This window comes from Streptomyces sp. NPDC127177 (assembly GCF_042672475.1).
Taxonomy (GTDB): domain Bacteria; phylum Actinomycetota; class Actinomycetes; order Streptomycetales; family Streptomycetaceae; genus Streptomyces.
In genome coordinates this window covers 15,669-29,339 of record NZ_JBHXUW010000052.1, presented here as the reverse complement: position 1 = coordinate 29,339, position 13,671 = coordinate 15,669, and the positions used below count along the sequence as shown (strand labels likewise).

General features: G+C 67.9%; 8 protein-coding genes. 2 read left to right on the top strand and 6 right to left on the bottom strand.

The window, feature by feature from the left end; all coding sequences use genetic code 11:
• Nucleotides 1–79 precede the first annotated feature (79 nt).
• Nucleotides 80–2,251, bottom strand: coding sequence for a murein biosynthesis integral membrane protein MurJ (murJ, locus tag ACFVJX_RS27460; protein ID WP_384124718.1), 2,172 nt, complete (start codon nucleotides 2,249–2,251; stop codon nucleotides 80–82).
• A 49-nt stretch (nucleotides 2,252–2,300) separates the two neighbouring features.
• Nucleotides 2,301–4,598 carry a DUF6049 family protein gene (locus tag ACFVJX_RS27455; protein ID WP_384124720.1) on the bottom strand — a complete coding sequence of 766 codons (2,298 nt, stop codon included), beginning with the start codon at nucleotides 4,596–4,598 and terminating at the stop codon, nucleotides 2,301–2,303.
• A 181-nt stretch (nucleotides 4,599–4,779) separates the two neighbouring features.
• Between ACFVJX_RS27455 and ACFVJX_RS27450 the strand changes: the two genes are divergently transcribed.
• Nucleotides 4,780–6,222, top strand: a complete 1,443-nt coding sequence (locus ACFVJX_RS27450) for a CCA tRNA nucleotidyltransferase (RefSeq protein WP_384124722.1) — start codon at nucleotides 4,780–4,782, stop codon at nucleotides 6,220–6,222.
• A gap of 134 nt (nucleotides 6,223–6,356) precedes the next feature.
• Here ACFVJX_RS27450 and ACFVJX_RS27445 read toward each other — a convergent pair whose 3' ends face one another.
• The 4 genes from ACFVJX_RS27445 to ACFVJX_RS27430 form a co-directional block, all read right to left on the bottom strand.
• Nucleotides 6,357–7,121, bottom strand: a complete 765-nt coding sequence (locus tag ACFVJX_RS27445; protein WP_384124724.1) for a hypothetical protein — start codon at nucleotides 7,119–7,121, stop codon at nucleotides 6,357–6,359.
• Nucleotides 7,122–7,169: 48 nt separating this feature from the next.
• Entirely contained in the window at nucleotides 7,170–8,438 is a 1,269-nt protein-coding gene (locus tag ACFVJX_RS27440) for an MFS transporter (protein ID WP_384124726.1), read from the bottom strand.
• Between the two features lie 124 nt (nucleotides 8,439–8,562).
• Nucleotides 8,563–9,645, bottom strand: coding sequence for an inositol-3-phosphate synthase (locus ACFVJX_RS27435; protein WP_384124728.1), 1,083 nt, complete (start codon nucleotides 9,643–9,645; stop codon nucleotides 8,563–8,565).
• A gap of 61 nt (nucleotides 9,646–9,706) precedes the next feature.
• Nucleotides 9,707–10,417, bottom strand: a complete 711-nt coding sequence (locus ACFVJX_RS27430) for a PadR family transcriptional regulator (protein WP_384124730.1) — start codon at nucleotides 10,415–10,417, stop codon at nucleotides 9,707–9,709.
• A 402-nt stretch (nucleotides 10,418–10,819) separates the two neighbouring features.
• On the opposite strand from ACFVJX_RS27430, the gene ACFVJX_RS27425 reads away from it, so the two are divergent.
• Complete coding sequence (locus ACFVJX_RS27425) at nucleotides 10,820–13,546, top strand: transglycosylase domain-containing protein (protein WP_384124732.1); 2,727 nt, start codon at nucleotides 10,820–10,822, stop codon at nucleotides 13,544–13,546.
• Nucleotides 13,547–13,671 lie beyond the last annotated feature (125 nt).

The following is a 13,671-nucleotide window of genomic DNA, read 5'->3' as shown; positions in this document are numbered from 1 at the left end:
AGTCACGCCAATTGTGCCCATACTCCGGCACCATGCACGACACACGGGGACCGGCGATGGTTGTGCGGGCCGGTGATCCTCAGCGGCCGAGCCTGCCCCTGATCATGCCGACCATGCCGTTGATCTCTTCGATCCGCATCCGCTTCGCCGCGACGACGAAGACTCCCAGCAGCACGATTCCACCGCAGAGCAACGCGAGGAGCGAGCCCGAGGCGCCGTCGCCGAGCGCGTGGAGCAGAGCGAATCCCACAGCACCGGCGATCACAGCCGCGGGGATCGCGGCCAGGCACAGCCGGGCGTAGGTGCGCAGGACGTGCGCGCCGTCCAGGTCTCCGCCCAGCCGGTTGCGGAGCCGCCGCCACGCGATACCGACGCCGACGGCGTAGGCGAGGCCGTACGAGGCCGCCATGCCGACCACGGCCCACTGAGCGGGCAGAACCAGGTAGCAGATGGCCGAGGCGGCCGCGTTGACCAGGGCGACGATGACGGTGTTGTAGAAGGGCGTGCGGGTGTCCTCGTACGCGTAGAACCCTCGCAGCACCACGTACTGCACGGAGTAGGGAATCAGCCCGAGGCCGAAGGCCATCAGGATGAAGCCCATGGAGCGGGCGGCCTCGGGGCCGCTGGAGGCATAGAGAAGGGTGCAGATCGGAACACCCAGGGCGAGGAACGCGAAGGCGACCGGCACGATGGCCACGGCGGAGTTGCGCAGGCCCTGCGAGATGTCGTCGCGGACCGCGCCCGGGTCGTTGTCGTGTGCGGCGCGGGAGATACGGGGCAGCAGGGCGGCCATGACCGAGACGGTGATGATCGCCTGCGGCATGCCCCAGATCAGCTGGGCGTTGGAGTAGGCCAGAAAACCCGCCCCGTTCCTGCCGGACTCCTTGCCGGCGGAAGTCGCCAGCTGCGTGACGACGAGGACACCGGCCTGGTTGGCGAAGACGAACAGGACGGTCCACTTGGCCAGCTTGACCGTCTTGCCGAGTCCGTGGCCCTTCCAGTCGAAGCGTGGACGGAACCGGAAGCCCGCCTCGCGCAGGTACGGGATCATGGCCAGGGCCTGCACGATCAGGCCCAGCAGGGTGCCGATACCCAGCAGGCGGACACCCTCCGGCGGGATCGTCTGGACGCCCATGTGGGATTCGTGGGAGGTGCCGTAGACCCAGATGAACATGCCGAACGTGAAGATCATGACGATGTTGTTGAGGACCGGGGTCCACATCATCGCGCCGAACTTCCCGCGGGCGTTGAGGATCTGGCCCATCACGACATGCACGCCCATGAAGAAGATCGTGGGCAGGCAGTACCGGGCGAAGGTCGTGGCAACGTTGTTGGCCGCGGGGTCGTCCGCGATCGTCTGGGACATCAGACGGATGAGCCACGGAGCGGCGAATACCGCGATGCTCACGATCACGCCGAGCGCGACCATCACGAGGGTCAGCAGCCGGTTCGCATAGGCCTCGCCCCCGTCCGCGTCGTCCTTCATGGAGCGGACGAGCTGGGGGACGAACACCGAGTTGAGGCCGCCGCCCACGGTGAGGATGTAGATCATCGTCGGCAGCGTGTACGCGATGGTGAAGCTGTCGCCGAGCAGGGCCGCGCCGAGCGCCGCGGTGATCACCAGGCTTCGTACGAACCCGGTGAGGCGTGAGACGAGTGTGCCGGCCGCCATGACCGCACTGGACTTCAGCAGGCTCGATGCCCGGCCGCCACCGCCGGACTTCTGCGGCGCCGGCACGGGAGCCGGGACCGGATCGGGCCGGGCCGGGCCGGTGGGCTGCCCCGCGGGGCCTTCCTGGTCCCGGAAGAGGTGGGCGAACGCATCGGTCTCGTCGCCGGTGGCCGACGCCTGGGTGACGAGGTCGTCCACACCGACGAACTGGGTGGTCGCGGCGTCGTCGCCGTACGGCAGGTGCCGGGAGGGACCGTCGGGCTCGGGCGGCGGGGTCTGTGCCCAGATCCTGGGGTCGGGGGCGTAGGCGGCCGCGGGCGGCTGCTGGTAGAGAGGCTGGGACTGCTGATAGGTGCCAGGGGGCGGCGGCGGATGCGCGGCGCGGTCGTACAGCGCCTCACCGACCGGATCCTGGGCGGAGAGGTCCTGGGACCGATAAGGGTCGTAGTCGTACGCGGCCTGCAGATACGGATCGGGTGCCGGTGGCACCTCCTCCGGTCCAGGAGGCACCGGAGGACCGCCGGAAGACCCAGCTCCGCCCGTACCCTGACCGCGATCACCGTCGTACGGCGCGTTCATCGAAACCCCACCTCATCGTCCCCGGCCGACCGGCCACGACAGACATCGCTCAACGGTCCACTTTCTCACCCGTGCCCGACGGCTCCGCGCTTTCGGGACCGGTGTCCGGCGTCGGGTCACTCGGCTGCTCGGGTTCACTGCCGTCGTCGCCCGCCGCGCCGCCCGCGTTGGCGCGCTTGCGATGTGCATACATCCTGATCCCGGCGAGGACCAGCAGCAGCAGCCCACCGGCGATCACGAGCAGCACGGTCGGCGTGATCTCGGACACCTTCGCGGTGAAGTTCATCTCCGCGCCGTACGGTGTCCCGTCCTCGGTGTACAGCTGCGCGGTCATCTGGACCTGGCCGTTGATGTTGGCCGCGGCGTCGAACTTCACGGACTGACTGTGCCCGCCGGCGATCTGGATCGGCTGTTCCGCCACGGCGCCGCCGTCGTTCAGCTTGAGGCGGGTCGCGTTCTCCGACCTCAGTCGGAGCACCAGATGGTCGACGTCCTGCAACAGTCTGTTCTGCACCGTCACGGGGATCGTGGCGCTGCGGCCGGACAGAGTGACATCGGACTTCGAGATGAGCTGGACCTCGTTGACGAGGCCCTGCAGATACATGCGCACCGAGTCGCGGTACTGCTGGGCCTCCAGGGGCTTGCCCCGCCACGACGTCGACATGGAGCGGTTGACCGCGTTGCCGAAGGGGGTCACCACCCGCTCGGGTTGGGTGAGGATGACCTGGAAGTTGTTGAGCGAGGCCTGGGTGGACTTGATGTCCTGGAAGGCCTGGGTGGGCAGCTCCTGGCTGCGCAGCTTCTTCGGGTACTGGGAGGCCCGGGGGACCTCGGTGGTCGCCTTCGCGTCGGGTTTCGCCTCCGCCGCCTGCACCAGCCCCTGGGACTGCGTCCAGCGGCCGTCGTCGAGGGCGTGCAGGGCACGGGCCATCGACTGGGCCTGGGCGACCGACGGCATCCGCTGCGGTACGACGACGACGCTTCGGTCCTTGTCCGTGTCCTGCTCGGCCAGGGAGAGCGTGAGGGCAAGGAACTTCTGCACGGCGAGCGTGGAGTCCCCGGTCTTCGTCATGTTGCCCTGGAAGGCCGTGGAGAGACGCTCGTCGGACACCACGGCGTTCGTGCCGCCGCCGATCGGCCGGGCCGCGGACGGCGTGTACGCGAGGCCACCGGTCTCCTGGAGGCTGTCGCTCCGGGCGATCACGTTGTGTGCACCGGCCGAGGTGGCGACGTCCACGACGGACGGATCGATGGCACCGTCTACCGGCCACGCGAAGTCCGTCGACGGCTTCAGGTGCAGGATCGTCTGCACCGTCGTCACGGCCACCTCGCTGGCGTTCTGGAGGTGGCTGAGGGTGCCCGACACGTTCTTGCCGCGGTGCGCGATCGACGCCAGATCGGGATCCCCGAACGGCAGCGCCACGACCTTGCCCTCCGACACCGCCGCTTCCAGTGAGGTGAGCCACTGCTTGGCGACGTTCTGGTTCGTACCGGCGATCGTGGTGTCACCGGACTTGACCCGGTAGTCCTTGGTCATCGCGTCGACGCTGGCCAGCAGATCCGGATCGATGACCCAGGTCACCGGCAGCTGCCTTCCCAGCGACACCATCTGTTCCAGACGCCCGCCCGGCGCGATCTCGGCCGCCAGGTCGTCGTCGGCGAACACCGGGGTCTGCTGCGAGTCCGATCCGGTCTCGGCGGTGAGGTGCGCCGCTGCGATCAGCGGCCAGGCGTAGCTGACGCGGGGCTTGGAGTCGCGGTCCTCGCTCTGCCAGGGCAGGAACGTCCGCTGGATCCCGAGCACCTGGTCGTACTGGGCGTGGGGCGTTTGGCCCGACAAGGAGACGCCGAGCTGGTACACGCCGTCGTCGCCGAGCCCCAGCTTGCTGACGGGCACGGACAGCGTGAAGTCCTGGCTGATCCCGGAGGCGAGCTTGGCGATCTTGACCGTGTACTTGCCGCCGACCGGATAAGGATCGGCACCGGGCAGATAGCCCGTGCGTCGGCCGGCGGTGTCGATCGAGGTCCTGCTGAAGAGCCGGGGCCCCACCCGCAGATCGACCTGTGCCGCGCTGACGGTCTCCTTGCTCTTGTTGGTCAGGGTGCCGGAGATGGTGACTGTGTCCCCCTTCACAGGGGCGCTCGGTGTCACCGTGTCCAGGGAGACCGCGACCGTGCTGGAACCCGCCGGAGCCTTGTCCGCCACACCGGCCTGCGCCTTTGGCGCGGCCGCCCCTGCCAGCAGGGCCGCGACGAGCGGGGCCCCGGCAAGCACAGAGGCTGTGCGCCGCAGCCATCGGCGGGCAGGAGAGGGATTCATCCCCTGGAAGTCTGCCGCCTCGGCCACGCCTACCCGTCCCTCGTCGTCGTCAGCTGTTGTTGATCGTCGTCCGTTGCTGCGTCCCCGCATGGTAACGATGTGCGCGGGGGCTAAGTGCTGGGGAGTACGGCACATGATCGGCAGAGTCTCGCAGGGCAGAAGGAAACCATGACGCCCGGGCCGGTCCGGGCACGTACCCTTTTCTGTTGTGCCGAACGCCAATGAAGACAACTCCAGTGCCCTGACCCAGGTGCAGCACCGCGCAGTCAGTGAACTGCTCCGGGTGTCCCCGGTCGCCGACGATCTCGCCCGCCGATTCCAGGATGCCGGATTCAGTCTCGCCCTGGTCGGCGGCTCGGTCCGCGACGCGCTTCTCGGCAGGCTCGGAAACGACCTGGACTTCACGACCGACGCCCGCCCCGAGGACGTCCTGAAGATCGTCCGGCCATGGGCGGACTCGGTGTGGGAGGTCGGGATCGCCTTTGGCACGGTGGGCGCTCAGAAGCACGGCTACCAGATCGAAGTCACCACATACCGGTCCGAGGCGTACGACCGAACCTCCCGCAAGCCGGAGGTTTCCTACGGTGACTCCATCGAGGAGGACCTCGTCCGCCGTGATTTCACGGTCAACGCGATGGCCGTGGCGCTGCCGGAAAAGGACTTCATCGATCCGCACGGTGGCATCGAGGACCTGGCGAAGCGCGTCCTGCGCACCCCCGGAACGCCCGAGGAATCCTTCTCCGACGACCCGCTGCGGATGCTGCGCGCAGCCCGTTTCGCCGCGCAGCTGGACTTCGAAGTGGCACCCGATGTGGTCGCCGCGATGACGGAAATGGCGGGCCGGATCGAGATCGTCTCCGCCGAGCGGGTCCGTGAGGAGCTCAACAAGCTTCTGCTCTCCACCCACCCCAGGAAGGGGCTGGCGCTCCTCGTCGACACCGGACTGGCTCAGGAAGTGCTTCCCGAACTCCCCGCGCTCCGGCTCGAAAGTGACGAGCATCACCGCCACAAAGATGTGTACGAGCACTCTCTGACCGTTCTGGAGCAGGCGATCGACCTCGAGGAGGACGGCCCGGACCTCGTTCTGCGTCTTGCCGCCCTGCTGCATGACATCGGTAAGCCGAGGACCCGGCGCTTCGAGAAGGACGGCCGTGTCTCCTTCCACCACCACGAGGTGGTCGGCGCCAAGATGGTCCGGAAGCGGATGACCGAACTCAAGTACTCCAACGACATGGTCAAGGACGTCTCGAAGCTGGTGGAGCTGCATCTGCGTTTCCACGGCTACGGCGACGGGGAGTGGACCGACTCGGCGGTCCGCCGCTATGTGCGCGATGCCGGCCCCCTGCTGGAGCGGCTGCACAAGCTCACCCGCTCCGACTGCACCACGCGCAACAAGCGCAAGGCCGCCGCCCTCTCGCGGACCTATGACGCGTTGGAGGAGCGCATTGCGCAACTGCAGGACAAGGAAGAGCTCGACGCGATCCGGCCTGACCTGGACGGCAACGAGATCATGCAGGTCCTGAGCGTGGGTCCGGGGCCGGTCATCGGCAAGGCGTATGCGTTCCTGCTGGAACTGCGCCTGGAGAACGGGCCGATGGAACATGACGCGGCGGTGGCGGAGCTCAAGAAGTGGTGGGAAGCGCAGAGCTGAGACCCGCGAGGGTCGTCCGCTCCGGAGCCGTGGCGGTCATGTTTCACGTGAAACATGACCGCCAACGCATACGCCGAGGGCGCTGTTTCACGTGAAACAGCGCCCTCGACCGGTCTTGTTCGGGATACCGGGATTCAGCTGCCCGGCTTGATCGGCGTGAGGCAGAGCACCACACTGCTCCGGCTCTTCCGGCTACCGGACGTCTCGGTGTACGCCACGTACTTCTCCGCGTCGCAGAGATCGGTGTCGGAGGTCTTGTCGTGCACCGCGGCGACCTTGAACTCGGCGGCGGACGAACCGCAGTCGGCGGACTTCATGTCCGGGCTGAGGTTGGTCCCCTTGTTCTCCAGGCAGTCGCCGACCGCTGCGGCCTTGGCGTCGGACTCGAATATCTTGTCCCAGCCGAACTTCAGGCCCGCCAGGGCGCCGAGAGCCACCACGATGATGATGATGTTGCGCGCCGCGAGAAAGGCCTTCTTGCCGCCGGACATGTTCTGCGCCGGTCCCTGCGGGGGCATCCCCTGCGGGGGCGGACCGCCGGGCTGGCCGCCCCAGGGCTGCTGACCCTGATGCGGAGGATAGGGCTGCTGCGGGGCGCCGTACCCCGGCTGCTGCTGCGGGGCGCTGTACCCCGGCTGCTGCTGCGGGGCGCTGTACCCCGGCTGCTGCTGCGGAGCGCCGTAACCCGGCTGCTGCTGCGGAGCGCCGTAACCCGGCTGCTGCTGCGGGGCGCTGTACCCCGGCTCCTGCTGCGGGGCGCCGTGCCCCGGCTGCTGTTGGGGATAGCCGTACCCGGGCTGCTGCTGTTGGGGATAGCCATACCCCGGCTGCTGCTGCGGGTACGGCTGCTGAGGCTGCTGGCCGTATGGGCCGGCGCCTGGCTGAGGCGGATAGGTCATGCGAGTACCCCCGTGAATCGTGCACTGTCTCTTCTTGACGCGGGCACGCTATAGGACCTCGCCGGTCCGACTCCAGCGGAACATGGTCAGGGCCACGGCGGCGTAGAGGACGGCCACCCCGATCACCACCGCGGCCGACCTCCCGTCAGGAGGCAGCAGCAGGGCGGAGACCCCGGCCGCACCTACGAAGGCCACGTTGAACAGCACGTCGTACAGCGAGAAGACCCGGCCGCGGAAGGCGTCGTCCACCGACGTCTGCACCACCGTGTCCGTCGCGATCTTCGCCCCTTGGGTGACCAGCCCGAGCACGAACGCGGCGACGAGCATCGGTGCGGGGGTGAACCACAGTCCCAGTGCCGGTTCGAGGACGGCGGCTGACCCCGCGCACACCATCATCCAGCGGAACCGGCCGAGCCGCGCCACGGCCCACGGGGTCACTACCGCCGCCGCGAAGAAGCCCGCACCGGAGACGCCCACTGCCAGTCCCAGCAGTGCCAGTCCGCGCGAGTCGCTGTCGGCCCAGGCATACCGGCACAGCATCAGGACCGTCACCGTCAGCGCCCCGTAACAGAAGCGGATCACCGTCATGGCGCCCAGCGCCCGGGCGGCGTTCCTGCGCTCCGCGAGATGGCGCAGCCCGTCTCCGAGCCCGCGCGCGGTAGTGGCCAGGGCCTTGCTCAGGCGGAGGCGGCCGCCGCTCGGCTCCGGGCCGAGGAGCCCGGCGGCGAGGCTCAGCGAGGCGACGGCGGAGGCCAGGTAGAGCGCCGCTCCCAGCAGCACCACGGCCGCGTCGGAGTCCGACAGGAGAAGTCGCACGACGAAGGCGAGGCCGCCACCGGCCGTCGCGGCGAGGGTGCCCGCGGTCGGCGAGAGCGAGTTGGCCATCACCAGCCGGTCCCGGTCCACGACGCGCGGCAGTGCGGCCGAGAGTCCGGCCAGGACGAAGCGGTTGACCGCGGTGACGCACAACGCGGAGGCGTAGAAGAGCCAGTCGGGGGCGGAGCCGAGGATCAGGAGGGCCGTGCAGCAGGCGAGCGCGGCGCGCAGCAGGTTGCCGTAGAGGAAGACCTGGCGACGGGGCCAGCGGTCCAGGAGCACCCCGGCGAACGGGCCGATGAGCGAGTAGGGCAGCAGGAGTACCGCCATCGCGGAGGCGATGGCGCCCGCCGACGTCTGTTTCTCCGGGGAGAAGACGACGTGCGCCGCGAGGGCCACCTGATAGACGCCGTCGGCCGACTGGGAGAGGACCCGTACGGCCAGCAGGCGGCGGAAGTTCCGAAGGCGCAGGAGAACGCGCAGGTCACGCACGACGGGCATGGGAGCAAGGGTCACATACGTTGAGGGTCCCCGGGCGGATTGCCCGGGGACCCTCAGAGGTGCGGGAGCCGGGGAGCGTTGCCGCTCCCCGACGCGCCGCGCCGACGCTTCGTGTCAGGTGACGCTACTGGGAGACCTCACCGCGGATGAACTTCTCGACGTTCTCGCGTGCCTCGTCGTCGAAGTACTGGACCGGCGGGGACTTCATGAAGTACGAGGACGCGGAGAGGATCGGGCCGCCGATGCCGCGGTCCTTGGCGATCTTCGCAGCGCGGACGGCGTCGATGATGACACCGGCCGAGTTCGGGGAGTCCCACACCTCGAGCTTGTACTCAAGGTTCAGCGGGACGTCACCGAAGGCGCGGCCCTCGAGGCGCACGTACGCCCACTTGCGGTCGTCCAGCCAGGCCACGTAGTCCGACGGGCCGATGTGGACGTTGTCCGCACCGAGGTCGCGGTCACGGATCTGCGAGGTGACGGCCTGCGTCTTGGAGATCTTCTTGGACTCCAGGCGCTCACGCTCGAGCATGTTCTTGAAGTCCATGTTGCCGCCGACGTTCAGCTGCATCGTGCGGTCCAGGACGACGCCCCGGTCCTCGAACAGCTTCGCCATCACGCGGTGCGTGATGGTGGCGCCGACCTGCGACTTGATGTCGTCGCCGACGATCGGGACACCGGCCTCGGTGAACTTGTCCGCCCACTCCTTGGTACCGGCGATGAAGACCGGGAGGGCGTTGACGAACGCGACCTTGGCGTCGATGGCGCACTGCGCGTAGAACTTCGCAGCGACCTCGGAACCGACGGGCAGGTAGCAGACCAGAACGTCGACCTTGCGGTCCTTGAGGATCTGGACGATGTCGACCGGGGCCTCGGCGGACTCCTCGATGGTCTGGCGGTAGTACTTGCCCAGGCCGTCGTGGGTGTGGCCGCGCTGGACGGTGACGCCGGCGTTCGGCACGTCGCAGAGCTTGATGGTGTTGTTCTCGCTGGCGCCGATGGCGTCCGAGAGGTCGAGGCCGACCTTCTTCGCGTCGACGTCGAAGGCGGCGACGAACTCGACGTCCCGGACGTGGTACTCGCCGAACTGGACGTGCATCAGACCGGGCACCTTGCCGGCCGGATCGGCGTCCTTGTAGTACTCGACGCCCTGGACCAGCGAGGCGGCGCAGTTGCCCACGCCGACGATGGCTACGCGAACCGAACCCATTCCGGTTGCTCCCTGTGTGTAATGGATGTTCCTGATGAGGCCCCGCGGATCTGCGGGGAACTCACTTGGCGGTGTCGCCGGACGGATCCGGAGGGGTGTGACCCCTCCGGGGCAGGCCATCCGGCTCTCCTGCGGTGTTCTGCTGAGCTGAGCCCTCGGGCGAGGATCGTCGCTGATCCCGTCCCGACCGCTCGCTCTCGATGAGCTCGTTCAGCCAGCGCACTTCGCGCTCCACGGACTCCATGCCGTGTCGCTGAAGCTCAAGTGTGTAGTCGTCGAGCCGCTCGCGGGTGCGGGCCAGAGAGGCGCTCATCTTCTCGAGGCGTTCCTCCAGCCGGCTGCGACGGCCTTCGAGCACCCGCATCCGCACCTCGTGCTCCGTCTGTCCGAAGAAGGCGAAACGAGCAGCGAAGTGCTCGTCCTCCCAGGAGTCGGGGCCGGTGTGCGAGAGCAGCTCTTCGAAGTGCTCCTTACCTTCGGCCGTCAACCGATAGACGATCTTGGCGCGGCGACCTGCCAGAGAAGAGGCAGGGGCAGGGGCGACCGCACGGCCGGAGCCGGGCGGAAGCTCTGCCGGAGCGTTTCCCGGTTCCTCGATCAACCAGCCGTTGGCGACCAGCGTCTTGAGGCAGGGATAGAGGGTCCCGTAGCTGAAGGCACGGAAGATCCCCAGTGAGGTATTGAGACGTTTGCGCAGCTCATAGCCGTGCATCGGGGACTCGCGGAGCAGTCCGAGGACAGCGAACTCGAGGATGCCGGAGCGTCTGCTCAACCTCGCCTCCTCCTTCTCCGAGTGGTGTCGCTTGTCCCTGTGCCGAGCTGATGTACCGAGTCGATGTACCGAGCTGATGTATCGACTCGATACATCAGCACGATAGATCGGACTCAGCGCCGGAACAAGGGGTGCCTTAGTGAACGGCGTCACATCACTAATTCGTAGGAACCGACTTGCGTAATTTGAGGTGAAGTTCGGTCCTAGGAGGGTTTTGACCGTGCGTAGTCTGTGCGGCATGCAGACCACCGGGAACCGTGTGACGCCCGACCGCGTCAGTCTCCGCGGACTGACCCGACGCACTGCGGACGAACCTGTCGCAGCGCCGGTCGGTAATTCGGGGGGACCGGATCTCAACTGCCGCTTCCAGGCGTTCTCGCCTGCCCGAGGAGTAGTCGTTCGATGAGCGAGCACCGTCGCAAAACGCCGCAACCGCAAGGTGGCGGGCGCGCCGCGGCCAGACGAGCCGCCCAGCAGTCCCCAGGACGCCGCTCGGCACCGTCACGCGGAGTCACTTCCGAATCACCTTCCGGTTCGTACGGCGAGGAGACCCCGTACGGCGGGCGCGCCGCCGCGAGACGAGCCGCCCAGCGCGGTGGCGGTGGCGGCCGCGGAGGTTCCGACGGCGGAGGGCGGCGTCGCGGCGGCGGCGACGGTGGCTCGGAGGGCCCCGGCCGGGGCCGTGGGCGCGGAAGCCAGCGCCCGGTCAAGAAGCGCTTCATCGACTACCCGCGCGCCGGTAAGTACGGCGTGCGGCGCTGGGTGCCGTCGTGGAGGCTGGTCTCCAGCCTGTGCATCGGCTTCCTGGGCCTCCTGATGGGCATCGCCGGCCTTGCGTACGCGATGGTCGCCAAGCCCGAGGTGAACGATGCCGCGAAGGCGGAGAACAACGTCTACTACTGGGCCGACGGCACGCAGATGGTCGCGACCGGAGGTGAGGTCAACCGCCAGGTCATCGCCTACGAGCAGATTCCCGAAGCGATGCGCAACGCGGTCATCTCCGCGGAGAACAAGACCTTCGACCACGACAAGGGCATCGACCCGATGGGTATCGGCCGGGCCCTGTGGAACATGGCCAAGGGCGGCCAGACGCAGGGTGGCTCGACCATCACGCAGCAGTACGTGAAGAACTCGCGGCTCTCCCAGGAACAGACCCTGAGCCGTAAGTTCGAGGAGCTCTTCATCACGCTGAAGGTCGGCAAGCAGGAGAGCAAGAAGAAGGTCATGGCCGGGTACCTCAACGTCTCGTACTACGGACGAGGCGCCTCGGGTCTTCAGGCGGCGGCCCGTACGTACTACGGCAAGGACGCCACGAAGCTGAACCCGAGCGAGTGCGCCTTCCTGGCGACCCTGCTCAAGGGGGCCAGCTACTACGACCCGGCGGGCGCCCCGGAAGTCGACTCGAAGCAGGCCACGGCGGCGAAGAACCTGGACCGGGCCACCAAGCGCTGGGAATGGATCCTCGACGAAGAGGTGAAGGACGGCCGGATGAAGCAGTCCGAGCGCGCCAAGTACAAGAAGTTCCCGATGCCGGACCCGCCGAAGAAGGATGCCCAGCTGGGCGGTCAGACCGGCTACCTGGTCGACCTCGCCAGGTCGTACTTCCTCAACAACAACGACAGGCACGTCACCCGCGAAATGCTCGACCAGGGCGGGTACGAGATCCACACGACCTTCGACAAGAAGAAGGTCAACCAGCTCAACGCGGCGGTCAAGAAGGTCTACGACGACAAGATCGACCCCAAGAAGCGTCCGGACAAGGACACGAACGTCCAGTTCGGTGGCGGGTCGGTCGATCCGGAGACCGGTGCCATCAAGGCGATCTACGGCGGCAAGGACGCGACCCAGCACTACACCAACAACGCCGACCCCACCGGCGCCGCGGTCGGGTCGACGTTCAAGCCCTTCGTGCTGGCCGCCGCGATGGAGCACGGCAAACGCAACCCGACACTCCCTGCGGACCAGGACGATTCGGTGCGCGAGAAGGTCTCGCCGCTGAGCGTCTACAACGGCGACGACAAGCTGAAGATCAAGAAGTACGACGGTGAGGTCTGGACCAACGAGAAGGGCCAGGAGTGGTTGCAGACCAACGACGGCCACCACTCCGAGGGCAACATCACCCTTCGTAAGGCCATGGAGGTCTCTGCCAACTCCCCCTACGTCCAGCTGGGTATGGACGTGGGTACGGACAAGGTGAAGGAGGCGGCGATGGCCGCCGGCCTCAAGGACGACGACAACATGGCGAACTCGACCGTGCCGTCCTTCTCCATCGGTACGTCCTCGCCGAGTGTGATCCGCATGGCCGGCGCGTACGCCACGTTCGCCGCCAGCGGCCAGCAGCGCGAGCCGTTCTCGGTCACCGAGGTGAAGAAGCTCGGCGAAGTGATCTACCAGCACAAGACGGTCACCAAGCGCGCTTTCGACACCTCGGTCGCCGACAACGTGACCGACGTCCTCAAGAACGTCGTCGATCACGGAACGGGTACGCCCGCCAAGCTCCCGGGCCGCGACGTGGCGGGCAAGACGGGTACGACGGACGACAACCTCTCGGCCTGGTTCGTCGGCTACACCCCGCAGTTGTCGACCGCGATCAGCATGTACCGGCTGGACGACAACGAGAAGCACAAGAACCGCAAGTTCGAGAAGATGTACGGGACCGGCGGCGAGGAGAAGATCCACGGTGCCTCGTTCCCGGCCCAGATCTGGCACGACTACATGGACGACGCGATGAAGGGCCAGGAGGCCGTCCCCTTCCCGAAGGCGGAGCCGATCGGCGAGAAGGTCTACGGCGGCGGTGCGAGCAGCCCCAAGCCGACGCCCACCATCACGCCGTCCGACACGCCCTCTGCGTCGCCGTCCGACTCCCCGTCGCCGAGCACTCCGTCCTCTCCGTCGCCCGACCCGACGGAGACGTGCGGTACCTGGGGCTGGGACTGCCAGGACAACGGCGGTACGTCCGACGGTGCGGACAACGGCGGCGCCGATCAGGGCGCGACCGGCGGGGAGACGGGTGGCACACCCGGTACCTCGACCGGCGGTGAGGCCGACGGCGGTGCCGGCGGCTCCAGTCCGACCCCGGGCGACGGGGGCAACGACAACGGCGGCATCTTCGGTGGCCGGTCCGGGTAGCGCCCGGCAGGCAGTACACCCCGCCCGGCCCGCAGGCCGGCGCGAGGCGACCGGAGAGCGTTGAAGAGGGCCGCCGCACCGCAGGGTGCGGCGGCCCTCGACGTATCCACAGTGCGGTACGGCAG

Bases quoted from the DNA above. Each gene is read 5' to 3' on its own strand.
- murJ (WP_384124718.1), bottom strand. From the start codon at position 2,251: ATGAACGCGCCGTACGACGGTGATCGCGGTCAGGGTACGGGCGGAGCT.
- ACFVJX_RS27445 (WP_384124724.1), bottom strand. From the start codon at position 7,121: ATGACCTATCCGCCTCAGCCAGGCGCCGGCCCATACGGCCAGCAGCCT.
- ACFVJX_RS27440 (WP_384124726.1), bottom strand. From the start codon at position 8,438: ATGCCCGTCGTGCGTGACCTGCGCGTTCTCCTGCGCCTTCGGAACTTC.
- ACFVJX_RS27435 (WP_384124728.1), bottom strand. From the start codon at position 9,645: ATGGGTTCGGTTCGCGTAGCCATCGTCGGCGTGGGCAACTGCGCCGCC.
- ACFVJX_RS27425 (WP_384124732.1), top strand. From the start codon at position 10,820: ATGAGCGAGCACCGTCGCAAAACGCCGCAACCGCAAGGTGGCGGGCGC.